Origin of the sequence: Trinickia violacea, from assembly GCF_005280735.1 — a bacterium.
Lineage (GTDB): Bacteria > Pseudomonadota > Gammaproteobacteria > Burkholderiales > Burkholderiaceae > Trinickia_A > Trinickia_A violacea.
Genome location: NZ_CP040078.1, coordinates 57504 through 70894, shown reverse-complemented (window position 1 = coordinate 70894; position 13391 = coordinate 57504). Strand labels below are relative to the sequence as shown.

The following is a 13391-nucleotide window of genomic DNA, read 5'->3' as shown; positions in this document are numbered from 1 at the left end:
CGGCCGCGCGTGAGCACGCGCGGTCTGATGAAGTCGGCACCGTGCTCGAGGCGGAATTCGTCAGGTTGGAACGACTCGCGCTACTGCGACGCCGACACCTTGGCCACGCCGGCCGGTGCAGACGACCGGATCACAACGCCTTCGGACTGATCGTGTTGATCGGCGCCGTGCGAGATGACGCTTTCCTTCAGGATCGCGCACATGACGATCAAGAGCGCGATGACGATCGCGCACAAGATGCCGTAGCCGAGGATTCTCAAGTACCCCATCGTGTCCTCTACTCGTATGATCGCTTGGACAAGCGCTGAATAAGCGGCATTCGGCATACCTGTCCGACGTGAAGCCACCGATGCCGCGTTGCAGGTATATACCATGCTCGTGTGACATGCAAATGCGGCTTCCGAACGCCCGGCTGCCTAGGGCCCGCCGGGCGGAACGATGCGAGGGGCGTTGCGCGGCGCAAGTGCCGCGCGGATGAGACCTAACGCAATTGCGTTGCGGCGAGCAGCAGCACCATGCTGCCGATCGCGCCGTCGAGCACGCGCCACGCGCTCGCACGGCGGAACAGGGGCGCGAGCAGACGCGCGCCATAGCCGAGACCCACGAACCATAGCGGACTGACCGACATCGCACCGAGCGCGAACGCCATGCGCGCGCCTTCCGGTTCGCGGGCGCCGGCCGTGCCGATCAGCAGGAACACGTCGAGATATACGTGCGGATTGAGCCAGGTGAACGCGAGCGTCATCAGGATGACGGGCCACGCGCGTTGCGCGGCCGGCGCGCCGCCGGCGGCCGTTGCCGCGCCGGAACCGTGCGCCGCTTGCGCGCCGACATCCATCACGGCGTGCCCCGGGCGCAGCGCGCGCCGCAACGCGCTGATGCCGAACCACGCGAGATAGGCGAGCCCCGCGTACAGCACCATATGGATGAACACCGGATAGCGCTCGACGAGCACCGAGGCGCCGCCCACTCCTGCCGCGATCAGCACGAGATCCGACAGCGTGCACAACAGGACGATCTTGCCGACGTGCGAGCGCATGATGCCTTGGCGCAGCACGAAGGCGTTCTGCGCGCCGATGGTGACGATGAGCGAGGCGCACAATGCCGCGCCGTGCGAATAAGCGGTCCAGTTCATTTCGATTGAGGGGACGAGACGGGTGGACGAGAGAAGCGAACGGGGCTAGTCTGCGTGTTTCGCATGCGTAAGAAAAGCTAATTTAGCTAATGTCGATTAAGGAACGCTAATGCTCGACTATGCCCTGCTCGACGCGCTCGCCGCCGTCATCCGTTACGGTTCGTTCGAGCGTGCGGCGAGCGCGCTGAACGTCACGCCGTCCGCGGTCTCGCAGCGTGTGAAGCTGCTCGAAGAGCGCGTCGGCAGCGTGCTCGTGAAGCGCGGACAGCCTTGCACCGCGACGCCCTCGGGCGCGCTTCTGTGCCGCCACACCGAGCGCGTGAAGCTGCTCGAGTCGGAGTTGACGGGGCAGATGCCGTCGATGCCCGGCACGCTTGCGGAAGCGTGGCCGACGCTGCGGGTGGCCGTGAACGACGACAGCGTCGGCACCTGGTTCGTCGATGCGGCCGCACCGTTCTGCGTCGAGCGGGAAACGCTGCTCGATCTCGTCATCGACGATCAGGACCACACCGCGCAGCGCATTCGCGACGGCAGCGTGCAGGGTGCCGTCACGACGCAGGCCGAGCCGGTGCAGGGGTGCCGTTCGATGCGGCTTGGCAGGATGCGCTATTTGGCCGTGGCGTCGCCGTCGTTCTCGGCGCGCTATTTTGCGGACGGCGTGAACCGCGATTCGCTGCGGCGCGCGCCGTGCGTCGTGTTCAATCCGAAAGATGCGTTGCAGACGCGCTTTATCCGGCGCATCACGCGCGCGGAAGTCGATCCGCCGCTGCATTGGATTCCGCACGTCGGCGGTTTCCTGCGCGCGGCGATGACGGGAATGGGTTGGGGGATGTGTCCGGTGCCGATGATTGCCGCGCACCTCGCGGCGGGCGACTTGGTCGACATCGCGCCGGGCAAGGTTCTCGACGTCGACCTGTATTGGCAGAGCTGGCGGCTTTCGATCGGCTGGCTCGACGATTTCGGCGCGGAGCTGAAAAAGCGAGCGGGGGCGTTTCTGGATTGAGGTGCTACCCGGCCTTCCGAAGTCTGTCGATGATCGCCATTCCCGCCGCCGGATTGCGCACTTTGAAGCCGCTGATCACGTAGAGATAGACATCGCGCTGGCTCGCTTTGCGAGGCGGCTCGGCGACGGTTTCGAGTCCGTCGGGCGTGCTGCCGGCCGCCCACTGCTGCGCGCGTTCGGCCCAGAGATCGAGGGCCGCATCGGAATAGCCCTGCGCTTCCGTTTCGGCGGTGCCCATGATGCGGGCATAGACAAAGGGCGCGGTGTGATCGGCGATCTGCGGGTACTGAGAATCGCCGGCGACCACGACGGCCACGCCGTAGCGGCGGGCAAGCGCAATGAAATCGGCGTGCTTGAAGCTGTCGTGACGGACTTCCACGGCGTGCCGCACCGCCTGCCCATCGACTTCCGGCGGCAACAGCGCGAGAAAGGCTTCGAAGTCTTCGGCGTTGAACTGCTTGGTCGTCGCAAACTGCCAATTGATCGGCCCGAGCTTTTCCTTGAGCCTCATGACGCCGCTCGCGAAGAAACGCTCGACCGACTCGCCGGCCTCGGCGAGCACCCGGCGATGCGTCGCGAAACGCGGCGCCTTGAGGGCGAAAACGAAGCCTTCGGGCGTCTCGTCGTACCACTTCGCGAAGCTGTCGGAGCGCTGTGTGCCGTAGAACGTGCCGTTGATTTCGATCGACGTCAGTTGACGGCTTGCATATTCGAGCTCGCGCTTTTGCGTGAGGTCCGACGGGTAGAACGTGCCCCGCCAGGGTTCGAAGGTCCAGCCGCCGATGCCGACGCGAATGCCGTGCTTTTTGCGAGTTGCCATAGTCGATCCGTTTGTCGAGTGAGCCGAATCAAACGGGTCAACTTTAGCAAATGGGCTTACATGTTGCGCAGTGCGGTGAAATCGGAGATACGGATCAGCTTGCCTTCCATTTCGATGACCCCGCGCTTTTGGAAGCGCGACAGCATGCGGCTCACGGTTTCGAGCGTCATGCCGAGATAGCTGCCCATTTCCTCGCGCGTCATGCGCAGATGGAATTCGCTCGGCGAATAACCACGCTTCGCATGGCGCTCCGAGACGTCGAGCAGGAACGTGGCGACGCGCTCCTCGGCGTTCAGCGAGCCGAGCAGCATCATCTGCGACGTTTCGCGCACGATTTGCTCGCCCATCAGCTTGTGCAGGCGGTGCTGCATCGAGCCGGCTTCGCGGCACAGGGTTTTCAGGGCGTCGTAAGGGATGATGCAGACCGAGCTGTCTTCCAGCGCGATGGCGCTGCAGGTGTGCGTGTCGTCGCTGATGCCGTCGAGACCGAGCGCTTCGCCGGCGAGATGGATGCCGGTGACCTGCTCGCGGCCGTCGCGGTGCGTGAGGACGGTTTTCAGCGAGCCCGAGCGGACCGCGTACAGATTGCTGAACGCCTCGCCCGAACGGTACAGCGTGGAGCCGCGCTTGACGGTTTGCGCGGTGCAGATGAGCGCCTCGAGCTTCGGCATTTCGTCGGCCGAGAGACCCTGCGGCATGCACAGATGGCGCATGGCGCAGCTCGAGCAATGGGCGTTTTGGCGCAATGCCGGGGTGGGGCGCGCAGCCGGGCGATCAATCGGAAGGACCGTGCGGGCCGCAATATTCGGGTTGCTCGGGTTGCGTAAAGGGGCGAGGGTAGGAGTCAGCATGGCCAGTGGAAACAATTTATTTACGATGAAGAGATTGTCCCACCTCAAGCCCTGCCCACTTAGCGACATAACGCCGCGTTGGACCGATACGAATGATTGCGCAGCGTCACGACATAAAAAGCGCATCGCGTATATGGGGTGTGAGCACTTATGGTGCGACGTCGTTTCAATGGACTCGGCCTGTTGACTCGGCCCGTTGGGTCGGGCCATCGTTCGACGCCGATCCGCCGTCGTGCGAAGATCGACGCCTGCGATCAACGAGAAGGCCTCTCATGACAGACAACTCCCGCCGCTATCCCGACCCGGCCGTCCGGGTGCTCGACCCGCGCTTTGACGCGCTGCGTATCGCATCGGCTTCGGTCGAATGCCTGTATCAGGGCGCGCGCTGGTCCGAAGGGCCGGTGTGGTTCGGCGACGGGCGCTATGTGCTGTGGAGCGACATTCCGAACAACCGGATGCTGCGCTGGGATGAAGCGACGGGTGCGGTCGGCGAGTTTCGCAAGCCGTCGAACAACGCCAACGGCAATACGCGCGACCGCGAGGGCCGGCTCGTGACCTGCGAGCACTTGACGCGGCGCGTGACGCGCACCGAATACGACGGCTCGATCACCGTGCTCGCCGACCGCTACCAGGGCAAGCGCTTGAATTCGCCGAACGACGTGATCGTGAAATCGGATGGCTCGATTTGGTTCAGCGATCCGACCTTCGGCATCGACAGTTTCTACGAGGGGGAACAGCAGGAGTCCGAACTGGTTCCCGCCGTCTATCGAATCGATGGGCAGACGGGCGAGCTGTCCGTGGTCGCCGACGATCTCGCGGGCCCCAACGGTCTCGCGTTTTCGCCGGACGAATCGATGCTGTACATCGTCGAATCGCGCGCCGAACCGCGCAAGATCCGCGCGTACGACGTCGGCGCGGACGGCGCATCGATCAAGAACGGCCGCGTGCTGATCGACGCCGGTGCCGGGACGCCGGACGGCTTTCGCGTCGACGTCCACGGCAACCTGTGGTGCGGCTGGGGCATGGGGACCGACGAGCTCGACGGCGTGCGGGTCTTCACGCCGCAAGGCGAGGCGATCGGCCATATCGCGCTGCCGGAGCGCTGCGCGAACGTCTGCTTCGGCGGCCGCCATCGCAATCGGCTCTTCATGGCGGCAAGCCACGGGCTCTATTCCCTGTATGTGAACACGCAAGGCGTGAAGGGCGGGTGAGCGGCGTGATCGATAGCGACAGCGAAAGCGGTAGCAACCGCGGTAACGACGGCGACGAAGGCGGCCTCGATCCCGCCATCGCCGCGCTGCTGATGCAATTGCACGACGCCTCGCGGACGACGCCGGCGAAGGCGTGGTCGCTCGCCAAGTTGAGCAAGCGCTCGGCGCTGCCGATGAGCACGCTGCGCCGGCTGCTCGTGCAGTTGGAGGCGGCGGGCCTGGTCGAGATGACCCTCGCCGACGACGGCACCGGCAGCGCCGGCCTGACCGGCGAGGGCCGTCATCTTTGCGCCGAACTATTTGGCGCATGATGTTCAATCGACCGCGCTAGCGCGCGCCGCCGCACCGAAAGCTGTCCGTCAAAAACCGAACCACCATGCCCAAAGCTGCGCCCCCCGATCTTCACGATGCCCCGGGACAGGGGCGCGCGCTCGCACGCCGCTATCCGCGCGGGCTCCAGATCGAGCCGCATTCGCACGATTGGGCCCAGGTGCTGTACGCCGTCTCGGGCGTGATGTGGGTGGAGGTCGGCCGGGAGGCGCTGCTCGTGCCGCCGCAGCGGGCCGTCTGGCTGCCGGCGGGGACCGTGCACTCGATCCGGATGATGAGCGCCGTCGAGATGCGCAACGTCTATCTGCGCGCGCCGTTTGTGCGGCATCTGAGCCGGCAGTGCGACGTGTTCGAGATCAACGGGCTGCTGCGCGAGCTGATCACGACGATCGCCGAGCATGAAGGCGAGCGCGATCGGGCTTATTTCGACGCCGCCTATCGGATGGTGGTCCTCGAACTCGAGCACGCGCCGCGCTATTCGCTGCGGATTGCCCTGCCGAGCGCGTCGGACCGGCGTCTCGAATCGCTCTGCCGCGCCGTGATCGACAACCCGTCGATCGACATCAGTTTCGAGCAGCATGCCGAGTCCGTCGGCGCGAGCGTGCGCACGCTGGCACGGCTCTTCACGCGTGAGCTGGGTATCGGCTTTGCCGAATGGCGGCGGCAGGTCCAGCTGGCGGTCGCGGTGTCGCGTCTGGCGGAGGGGCGCTCGGTCAGCAGCGTCGCGCGTTCGCTCGGCTATCTGCCGAGCAGCTTCAGCGACATGTTTCGACGCGAGCTCGGCGCGCCGCCCACCGAGTTCTATCCGCATCAGACACTCAAGGCCGCGGGCGCCGAAACCGGCGATCCCGCCGATCCGCTCGACGAATAGCCGTAGGCCCTGGCGCGAACTATGTCCGAAAATCGAAAGCACTTGTCAGCACGACGGGATACCGGACACCTAGACTCCGGTCATGCGCTGTATTCGGCAGCCAACCTCACCAGGAGCGTTTCGCCATGAAAGCGATTCAAGTCAAGTCGTTCGGCCGTCCCGAAGTCCTGGAAAACGTCGAGCCAAGGCGCGCGGCGCGCGCGTAATCGGCGTGGCGCGCGAGCGGCCCGCGGAAGGCTCGCCTGCGGCGCAACTGATGGACGAATTCGTGCTGCTCGACGACTCGGCTGTCGAGCGCGTCCAGGCGCTCACGGGCGGCGGCGCTGATGTTGTGTTCGACGCGGTGGGCGGCGTGATGTTCGAGACGGCATTGAAGCTCGCCAAGCGTCGCGGCCGCGTCGTGGAAATCAGCGCGACGGGCAAGCGCCGCGTCGAATTCGACCTGATCGACTTCTACCACAACGAAACGCAGCTTTTCGGCGCGGACAGCGCCAAGCTTGGCGTCGCCGAATCGGCGCGCTTGATGACGGCGCTCGCCGACGGTTTCGACAGCGGCAAGCTGACGGCGCCGGTCATCGCGCAGCGCTTTCCGCTCGTGGCGGCGCGCGAGGCCTACGAAGCGGTGGCCGCCGGTACGGCCGGACGCGTCGTCATCAACATGTGAGGGGCGCCGTCGATGAAACCTTACCTAGTCTCGCTGGCGCTCGGTTTGCTGGTCGGCGTGATTTACAGTGTGTTCGATGTGAAATCCCCGGCGCCGCCGACAATCGCACTCGTCGGCCTGTTCGGGATGCTGGGGGGAGAGCATTTGATACCGCTTGCGCGGACGGTGATCGAGCGCGTATGGGGGTGAGCCGAGCCGGCGCGCGTCAAAGTTGACAGCGCCATCTGTGGCCTTTAGGATGCCGCGGCCAGTGGAGGCCGGGGCCGGCTAGTGCCGGGTGCTCTCCGCTGCGCGTTTTGCCGCCATGACAAGGCGCTTTGTTCGCACATCGTTGAGGCGGACACGCTGCATCTCGCCTTGTCCGGCTCAACCGCCATTCAATATTACGAATCCATGACAGTCTCGCGCGGCATTTCCCCGCAACGGATCGCGGTACTCGTGCCGTGCTACAACGAGGCCGCGACAGTCGGCTCTGTGGTCCGCAATTTCCGGAAGGCGCTTCCGGAGGCCAGCATCCATGTCTTCGACAACAACTCGTCGGACGACACCGTTGCGCTCGCCCAAGCGGCCGGCGCCACCGTGCGCCGGATTCCGCTGCAGGGCAAGGGCGAGGTGATTCGCCGGATGTTCGCGGATGTCGAAGCCGACGTCTACGTGCTGGTCGACGGCGACGACACTTACGATGCCGCCGCCGCCCCCGATCTCGTTCGCCGGCTTCAGGAGGACGGGCTCGATATGGTCGTCGGTTCCCGCGTGACCGATGAGCAAGCGGCATATCGGCTCGGCCATCGATTCGGCAACGTCTTGCTGACGCAATGTGTCGCCCGGATTTTCGGCAGGACGTTCAAGGACATGCTGTCCGGATATCGCGTCTTTTCGCGCCGTTATGTGAAGTCGTATCCCGCTCACGCCAGCGGATTCGAAACGGAAACGGAGTTGACCGTGCACGCGCTCGAGTTGCGCATGCCGGTCGCGGAGGTTCAAACGCAGTACAAGTCGCGGCCGGAAGGCTCGGCGAGCAAGCTCAATACCTACCGCGACGGCCTGCGCATCCTGCTGACCATCCTCAAGCTGTTCAAGCTGGAAAAGCCGCTGATGTTCTTTTCGCTCGGCTTCTTCGCTTGCGCGTTGAGTTCGATTTTGCTCGCGTTGCCGCTTGCCATGACTTACCTGCAAACCGGGGCCGTGCCGCGCCTTCCCACCGCGTTGCTGTGTGCCGCGCTCATGCTGCTCGGGGCCATGCTGCTGACGTGCGGTTTGATTCTCGACACCGTCACGCGCGGCCGCGCGGAGGCCAAGCGGTTGACCTACCTCGGCATCCCGGCGCCGGGCGCAGACACGCCCGCCCGCTGACATGCGCAAGCAGCTGGTTCGCTTTGGCATCGCGGGCGTGGCGGGGTTTCTCGTCGACGCGGGCGTCCTGTATCTGATGCTTGCGCTGGGTCTTGGCTATTACGCCGGCCGCGTCGTGTCGTTCCTGTGCGCCGTGTTCGCCACTTGGCAAATCAATCGGCACTACACATTTACGCCGCGGGCGAATGCCGAAGCGGCAACCGCGGCCCGCCCGCCCTCGCCCTCGCTCTGGAGCGAGTGGTGGCGGTATCTGTTCGCCATGTCAGGCGGCGGAGCCGTGAACTATGCCGCCTATTCGGCTACGGTCTTCCTGCTTCATCCGATGCGATTCCTGCCGCTCTTCGCGGTCGCTGTGGGATCGGTCGCCGGTCTCGGCGTGAATTTCCTTTCCGCCAAGTTCTGGGTGTTTCGGCATCGCTAAGTCAAGCGAACGCGCGCCGTTCATTAAACAACTCACATCACGAGGTTCCCCTGGATGGCGAAAGTGGCTGCCTGGATGAGATCGATCGACTGGAACGCTGCGAAACTGCATCGGCGCGCGAGCGTCGCGGTGCCGTTGTTGTTTGGCCTGATCTCGTTGTGGCTTGGCCAGGACAGTAATTGGGACCTCGGCAACTACCATCGCTACAACGCGTTCGCACTGCTCGACGGCAAGGTCGGCATCGATCTGGCGCCTGCCGGGATGCAGTCGTATTTCAATCCGCTGCTCGATGTTCCGTACTACCTGATGACGAAGTACTGGCCCGCGCCGCTGGTGGGCTTCGTCATGGGTGTTGTCCACGGGCTGACGTTCGTCCTGGTGCTCGGCATTGCGAAAGCCGTGTGCAGCGAGTTGCGCGATGAGGACCGCTATCGAGTGCCGCTGTTTCTCGCTGCCGCCGGTGTGCTGACGGTCAATTTTCTGTCCGGCCTCGGCAACTCGATGGGCGACGATACGACCGCGCTATTCGTTCTCGCTTCGATGCTGACGGTCGTGCGTCAGTGGGGGGAACTCGGCGTCTGGCCGTCGCGGGCGGTTCGTGCGATGGTCGTTGCCGGCATGCTCGTCGGCGCAGGTGCGGGGCTCAAGCTCACCAACGCAACGTATGCCGTCGCGCTTTGCGCCAGCCTTTATGTGGTCTCCGGGTCGCTGTGGACGCGCATTCGGATTGCCTTCGTGTTCGGCGTCGGCGTGCTGCTCGGCATGGCGGTGACGGGCGGCTACTGGTTCTGGACGATGTGGCACACGTTCGGCAATCCGCTCTTCCCGCAATTTGGCTCGACGTTTCCGAATCCGCTCGCAAGCGCAGGCGGCGTTGCCGATACGAGCTGGCTGCCGAAGAACGTGCGCGAGACCTTGCTGTGGCCGTTCATCATTTCGCTGAATTCGCTTCGCGCCGGACAAGTCCGGCTGCACCAGATCGTGTGGCCCGTCGCGTATGTGCTGTTTGTTTGGTGGGCGATCAAAGCGTTGATCTCCGTCAGTCGCAGGGAGGCGCCCGCCCGTTCCGCGCCGAGCCCTTCGCCTGGCGCCTATGTGCTTGCATGCGTGGCGATCGGCTTCGTCGTCTGGATGAAACTGTTCAGCATTTTTCGTTACATCGTCGCGATAGAAGTGCTGACTCCGCTCGCGATTTGGCTGTTGTTGAATCGCGTATTGTCCGAGGCGGCTGCGCGCCGCTGGGCGTCTTACGTGATTGTTGCCGCGTCGGCCGTAGCCCTGTTCGGCGGCGTACAGACGTGGGGTCACGAACCGTGGGCAAGCCAAGCGTTCAGCGTCGATGTGCCGCGCTTCGACGACCCGCTTCATACCACTGTGCTCGTCGTCGATCAGCAGCCGACATATGGATGGGTCGTACCTGCCTTTCCTCCGTCGATTGCGTTTGTGTCCGTGAAGGGCAGCTTTCCGGAAGGCAGCGGATACGCGGCACGTGTGCGCCAGATCATCGATTCGCGCGGCGGCCCAACCTACGCGTTGGTGCCGTTCGCGCTCGACTGGCGCGCCAGAAGCCTCGAGCGAATCAATCACCGTCTGACTGCGGTCGGCGTTCTGCAAAATGCGGGCGTGTGTTCGTTTGCAACGCGCATGGTCGACAGCCTGCACATGCACGCGATGGTGGTGCCGGCTGCCGCGACGCCGGACGGCAGACGCTGCGAGCTGACGGAGCGCACGTCGGATCGGCAATCGATCCTGGCGCAGGACAATGCGTTGATGGAACACACGGTCGAGATCTTGAGCAACTATCGCGTGCAGCTCGATCCTTCGTCCTGCTCGATCCGCAATGCTTTTGTCGGCGGCTCGTTATCGCCGTATCGATTCTGCCGCGTCACGCCTGCCTGGCACGCCTAATACCCCACGCGATACACCCGCCCCGTCTGCGCACCTTCCACGCTGCGGCAATACACAAGGGCCGCACGCTGCGCCGTGACGGGCTCGAAGCCGCGGAAATACGGCCCGTACGCGCTCATCGATTCTTCGAGCACCGTGGGGCTCACCGCGTTGATCCGAATCCCGCGCGGCAACTCGATCGCCGCGCCGCGCACGAAACCTTCGATTGCGAGATCGACGGTCGTCGCATTGACGCCGTCGCGTATCGGCTCGTCCGCCAGAATGCCGCTCGTCAACGTGAACGAGCCGCCGTCGCTCACGTGATGCTGCGCGGCGAGCACCACGTTCACTTGACCCATGAGCTTGTCGCGCAGGCCGATCCAGAACTGATCGGCCGTCATCTCGTGAAACGGGCCGAAATGCGTTTTACCGATGGCCGTCACCACGGCGTCGACTTTGCCGATCTCGTGAAAAAGCCGCTCGACGCTCGGCAGGTTCGTCACGTCGACGTGATGATCGCCGTGCGTCGCGCCGACTTCGATCACTTGATGGCGGGTCTTGAGTTCGGCCGCAACGGCGCGTCCGAGCGTGCCGCTGGCGCCGATGACGACGATCTTCATGAGCAAGCCTCGAACGCTCGAGTCAATGCGGCTTCGCGGGACGAATCTCGAAGATTCGCGTGGCGCGCGTGTGCTGCAACTCCCATATCCAATCGATATCGTTTACAGAGCGGCGCATCTTGCCGTGCATCTGCAGGTAGGGGATTTGGGTGAGTTGTACGCCCTTGTCGACGACGTCGTAGCCGGGCTTGAGCGCAAGCAGCACCTTGTTGCAGCCGACGCGGCTGTCGAATCCGGCCAACCCGTCGCTGGCTTCCGGCACGTTGTTGTCGAGCGTCGCCTCGCTGCACGTCAACTCGTCTGGCGATATCGGTTGGCCGTTCGCGAGCCGCGCCGCTTCGCGATATTTGCCGTCGGTGTCGACGGTGCTGTCGAACGAGCCATCGTTATTCATATCGACGCTGTGTGGACGCTGGCTCGTCAATCCCAGTGGTCCAGGTTGAAGAACAGGTTCATCGGTCGCGCGATCGGCTTCGCGCACGACCATCGGGTTGTCGATTGTCGCGTTCATGACGATCCCCATAAAGAAGCAATCAATGAAAGCGCTGCAAAAGCCGTTCCGCCGCTCAGGCATGAGGGTCGCGCACTGGAACCGTAAAGATGGGTTAGCGTCCGATTTTTTTTCGTAGAACACGCACTTCGTACAGAGTATGATCCTTTCCGCAGAGCTTGCACGCCATCATTAAATGTTCGTCATGCGTGCCGTTCAAACCCGCGGCGAACTCACCCATTGTGCGTACAACTCGAATAAACCAGGCAGGGCACTCAGGGCAGGTGACTCATGCATTTCGATGCTGCATTCACACATCGCGGCTACTTGTTGAACTGCGCGCCGGCGCGCTCGGGCGACGGCACCTACCAACCGTATGTCGTGATCTCCCGTTCGAGCGACGGAGAACTCGTCGCCAATCGTTTCTTTCCGAATGAGCTGCGCTTTACCGATGAAGCTTCCGCGATTGCGCACGCACGCGAGTGGGCCGTGCGCTGGATCGACGCGAGCAGCGTGACGATCTGATTGCCTCGACAGCGGGATGGCGCGCGCAACACGCGTCGTCCCCGGGCTGGACAGGGTGTTCGTGGCCGCCTTGCGCGAAGGCGGCGAAAAAGCGGTAATCTTTGCGAACACTTCACTCAACAGCCGATATCGACGGCTGCCGCGTCATCATGTCGAATTCGCAGTCCCACAACTGGGGTCTTGAGCAAATCGTCGCCGAGCTGCGCGCTTCGCGCGAGGAACTGCATCGCACGCGCCATCCGCGCGGCATTCGCGAACTGCCGTCGCGCGATGCGATCTGCGGCATCGTCACCGGCCTGCGCGCCGCGCTGTTCCCGACGCATTACGGTGCCCCCGATCTGACCGACGAAAGCGTCGACTATTACGTCGGGACCACGCTCGAAAGCACGCTGCGGCTGCTCGCCGAACAGATCCGGCGCGCGCTGCGCTTTCTGCCCGAGCACGCCGACGCGACCAACGATGAACTGAAGACGAAGGCATTCGCGATCGCGCGCGATTTCGGTGCGCAGCTGCCGCAGATTCGCGCGCTGCTCGTGAGCGACATCCAGGCCGCGTATGCGGGCGATCCGGCTGCGCAGCACATCACCGAGATCCTGCTGTGCTATCCCGGCGTGCTGGCGGTGATGCATCACCGGCTCGCGCATGCGTTGCATCGTCTCGGCGTGCCGTTGCTCGCGCGTTTCATCAACGAGATCGCGCACTCGGCGACCGGCATCGACATCCACCCCGGCGCGCAGATCGGCCCGAGCTTTTTCATCGACCATGGCACGGGTGTCGTGATCGGCGAGACGGCGATCATCGGCGAGCGCGTGCGGCTCTATCAGGCGGTGACGCTCGGCGCGAAGAGTTTCCCGGCCGACGGCGATGGCGCGCTCGTCAAGGGCAATGCGCGGCACCCGGTGGTCGAAGACGATGTCGTGATCTATGCGGGCGCGACGATTCTTGGGCGCGTGACGATCGGACGGGGCTCGGTGATCGGCGGCAACGTCTGGCTCACGCATAGCGTGCCGCCGGGCAGCAGCGTGTCGCAAGGCAAGATCCGCGAGGGCGATCGCCGCGACGAAGCCAAGTCTTGAATTCCGCTTGAATCTCGGTTGAATCCCGCCTGACGCCGGATTTGCGACCCGCCCCGTAAGATCCGAACGCCGCGCCAGACAGGTCTGTAAGATTCGAAATCTTGTTGTAGCCTGTACGTAAATATATTAATGGA

At 64.0% G+C, this 13391-nt stretch carries 16 protein-coding genes and 1 pseudogene; 11 read left to right on the top strand and 6 right to left on the bottom strand.

Translation table 11 applies throughout. The features are described 5' to 3' along the window. Positions 1-80: 80 nt before the first annotated feature. Both FAZ95_RS22290 and FAZ95_RS22285 read right to left on the bottom strand, forming a co-directional pair. Positions 81-269 carry a hypothetical protein gene (locus tag FAZ95_RS22290; protein ID WP_137334720.1) on the bottom strand — a complete coding sequence of 63 codons (189 nt, stop codon included), beginning with the start codon at positions 267-269 and terminating at the stop codon, positions 81-83. 212 nt (positions 270-481) lie between these two features. Continuing rightward, entirely contained in the window at positions 482-1135 is a 654-nt protein-coding gene (locus FAZ95_RS22285) for a LysE/ArgO family amino acid transporter (protein ID WP_137334719.1), read from the bottom strand. Between the two features lie 109 nt (positions 1136-1244). On the opposite strand from FAZ95_RS22285, the gene FAZ95_RS22280 reads away from it, so the two are divergent. Further along, positions 1245-2138 (top strand): LysR family transcriptional regulator ArgP, encoded by an 894-nt coding sequence (locus FAZ95_RS22280; protein WP_137334718.1) that lies wholly within the window; start codon positions 1245-1247, stop codon positions 2136-2138. A gap of 4 nt (positions 2139-2142) precedes the next feature. On the opposite strand, the gene FAZ95_RS22275 is transcribed toward FAZ95_RS22280, so the two are convergent. Together FAZ95_RS22275 and fnr are read right to left on the bottom strand one after the other, a co-directional pair. After that, positions 2143-2958 (bottom strand): DUF72 domain-containing protein, encoded by an 816-nt coding sequence (locus FAZ95_RS22275; protein WP_137334717.1) that lies wholly within the window; start codon positions 2956-2958, stop codon positions 2143-2145. Positions 2959-3014: 56 nt separating this feature from the next. Then, positions 3015-3809 (bottom strand): fumarate/nitrate reduction transcriptional regulator Fnr, encoded by a 795-nt coding sequence (gene fnr, locus FAZ95_RS22270; RefSeq protein ID WP_437437807.1) that lies wholly within the window; start codon positions 3807-3809, stop codon positions 3015-3017. A gap of 272 nt (positions 3810-4081) precedes the next feature. Here fnr and FAZ95_RS22265 point away from each other — a divergent pair, with 272 nt between their 5' ends. The 8 genes and pseudogenes from FAZ95_RS22265 (at position 4082) to FAZ95_RS22230 (ending at position 10567) form a co-directional block, all read left to right on the top strand. Next, entirely contained in the window at positions 4082-5020 is a 939-nt protein-coding gene (locus FAZ95_RS22265) for an SMP-30/gluconolactonase/LRE family protein (RefSeq protein WP_137334716.1), read from the top strand. A 5-nt stretch (positions 5021-5025) separates the two neighbouring features. Continuing rightward, positions 5026-5331: a helix-turn-helix domain-containing protein gene (locus FAZ95_RS22260; protein WP_437437773.1), complete on the top strand. Its 306-nt coding sequence runs from the start codon at positions 5026-5028 to the stop codon at positions 5329-5331. A gap of 65 nt (positions 5332-5396) precedes the next feature. Continuing rightward, positions 5397-6221 (top strand): AraC family transcriptional regulator, encoded by an 825-nt coding sequence (locus FAZ95_RS22255; RefSeq protein ID WP_137334715.1) that lies wholly within the window; start codon positions 5397-5399, stop codon positions 6219-6221. A 181-nt stretch (positions 6222-6402) separates the two neighbouring features. Beyond that, positions 6403-6885, top strand: a pseudogene (locus FAZ95_RS22250) (zinc-binding dehydrogenase); the annotation flags it as partial. A 12-nt stretch (positions 6886-6897) separates the two neighbouring features. Beyond that, positions 6898-7074, top strand: a complete 177-nt coding sequence (locus tag FAZ95_RS22245; RefSeq protein WP_137334713.1) for a DUF1427 family protein — start codon at positions 6898-6900, stop codon at positions 7072-7074. Positions 7075-7278: 204 nt separating this feature from the next. Further along, positions 7279-8238 (top strand): glycosyltransferase family 2 protein, encoded by a 960-nt coding sequence (locus tag FAZ95_RS22240; RefSeq protein WP_137334712.1) that lies wholly within the window; start codon positions 7279-7281, stop codon positions 8236-8238. Position 8239: 1 nt separating this feature from the next. Next, a complete protein-coding gene (locus FAZ95_RS22235; protein ID WP_137334711.1) occupies positions 8240-8659 on the top strand; it encodes a GtrA family protein in 420 nt (139 codons plus the stop codon). A gap of 75 nt (positions 8660-8734) precedes the next feature. Further along, positions 8735-10567: a glycosyltransferase 87 family protein gene (locus FAZ95_RS22230; protein WP_217497464.1), complete on the top strand. Its 1833-nt coding sequence runs from the start codon at positions 8735-8737 to the stop codon at positions 10565-10567. Here FAZ95_RS22230 and FAZ95_RS22225 read toward each other — a convergent pair. After that, on the bottom strand, positions 10564-11166 hold the full coding sequence (locus FAZ95_RS22225) for a short chain dehydrogenase (protein ID WP_137334709.1): 603 nt from the start codon (positions 11164-11166) through the stop codon (positions 10564-10566). The genes FAZ95_RS22230 and FAZ95_RS22225 overlap by 4 nt on opposite strands. Before the next feature lie 22 nt (positions 11167-11188). Beyond that, positions 11189-11560, bottom strand: a complete 372-nt coding sequence (locus FAZ95_RS22220; RefSeq protein WP_254700405.1) for a DUF3005 domain-containing protein — start codon at positions 11558-11560, stop codon at positions 11189-11191. Between the two features lie 387 nt (positions 11561-11947). Here FAZ95_RS22220 and FAZ95_RS22215 point away from each other — a divergent pair, with 387 nt between their 5' ends. Further along, positions 11948-12181, top strand: a complete 234-nt coding sequence (locus FAZ95_RS22215) for a hypothetical protein (RefSeq protein WP_137334708.1) — start codon at positions 11948-11950, stop codon at positions 12179-12181. 149 nt (positions 12182-12330) lie between these two features. Further along, complete coding sequence (epsC, locus tag FAZ95_RS22210; RefSeq protein ID WP_137334707.1) at positions 12331-13257, top strand: serine O-acetyltransferase EpsC; 927 nt, start codon at positions 12331-12333, stop codon at positions 13255-13257. Positions 13258-13391 lie beyond the last annotated feature (134 nt).

Coding starts and splice junctions, on each gene's coding strand:
- FAZ95_RS22255 (WP_137334715.1), top strand. CDS start 5,397: ATGCCCAAAGCTGCGCCCCCCGATCTTCACGATGCCCCGGGACAGGGG.
- FAZ95_RS22230 (WP_217497464.1), top strand. CDS start 8,735: ATGAGATCGATCGACTGGAACGCTGCGAAACTGCATCGGCGCGCGAGC.
- FAZ95_RS22220 (WP_254700405.1), bottom strand. CDS start 11,560: ATGAATAACGATGGCTCGTTCGACAGCACCGTCGACACCGACGGCAAA.
- FAZ95_RS22275 (WP_137334717.1), bottom strand. CDS start 2,958: ATGGCAACTCGCAAAAAGCACGGCATTCGCGTCGGCATCGGCGGCTGG.
- fnr (WP_437437807.1), bottom strand. CDS start 3,809: ATGCTGACTCCTACCCTCGCCCCTTTACGCAACCCGAGCAACCCGAAT.
- FAZ95_RS22235 (WP_137334711.1), top strand. CDS start 8,240: ATGCGCAAGCAGCTGGTTCGCTTTGGCATCGCGGGCGTGGCGGGGTTT.
- epsC (WP_137334707.1), top strand. CDS start 12,331: ATGTCGAATTCGCAGTCCCACAACTGGGGTCTTGAGCAAATCGTCGCC.
- FAZ95_RS22245 (WP_137334713.1), top strand. CDS start 6,898: ATGAAACCTTACCTAGTCTCGCTGGCGCTCGGTTTGCTGGTCGGCGTG.
- FAZ95_RS22225 (WP_137334709.1), bottom strand. CDS start 11,166: ATGAAGATCGTCGTCATCGGCGCCAGCGGCACGCTCGGACGCGCCGTT.
- FAZ95_RS22280 (WP_137334718.1), top strand. CDS start 1,245: ATGCTCGACTATGCCCTGCTCGACGCGCTCGCCGCCGTCATCCGTTAC.
- FAZ95_RS22285 (WP_137334719.1), bottom strand. CDS start 1,135: ATGAACTGGACCGCTTATTCGCACGGCGCGGCATTGTGCGCCTCGCTC.
- FAZ95_RS22240 (WP_137334712.1), top strand. CDS start 7,279: ATGACAGTCTCGCGCGGCATTTCCCCGCAACGGATCGCGGTACTCGTG.
- FAZ95_RS22265 (WP_137334716.1), top strand. CDS start 4,082: ATGACAGACAACTCCCGCCGCTATCCCGACCCGGCCGTCCGGGTGCTC.
- FAZ95_RS22290 (WP_137334720.1), bottom strand. CDS start 269: ATGGGGTACTTGAGAATCCTCGGCTACGGCATCTTGTGCGCGATCGTC.
- FAZ95_RS22215 (WP_137334708.1), top strand. CDS start 11,948: ATGCATTTCGATGCTGCATTCACACATCGCGGCTACTTGTTGAACTGC.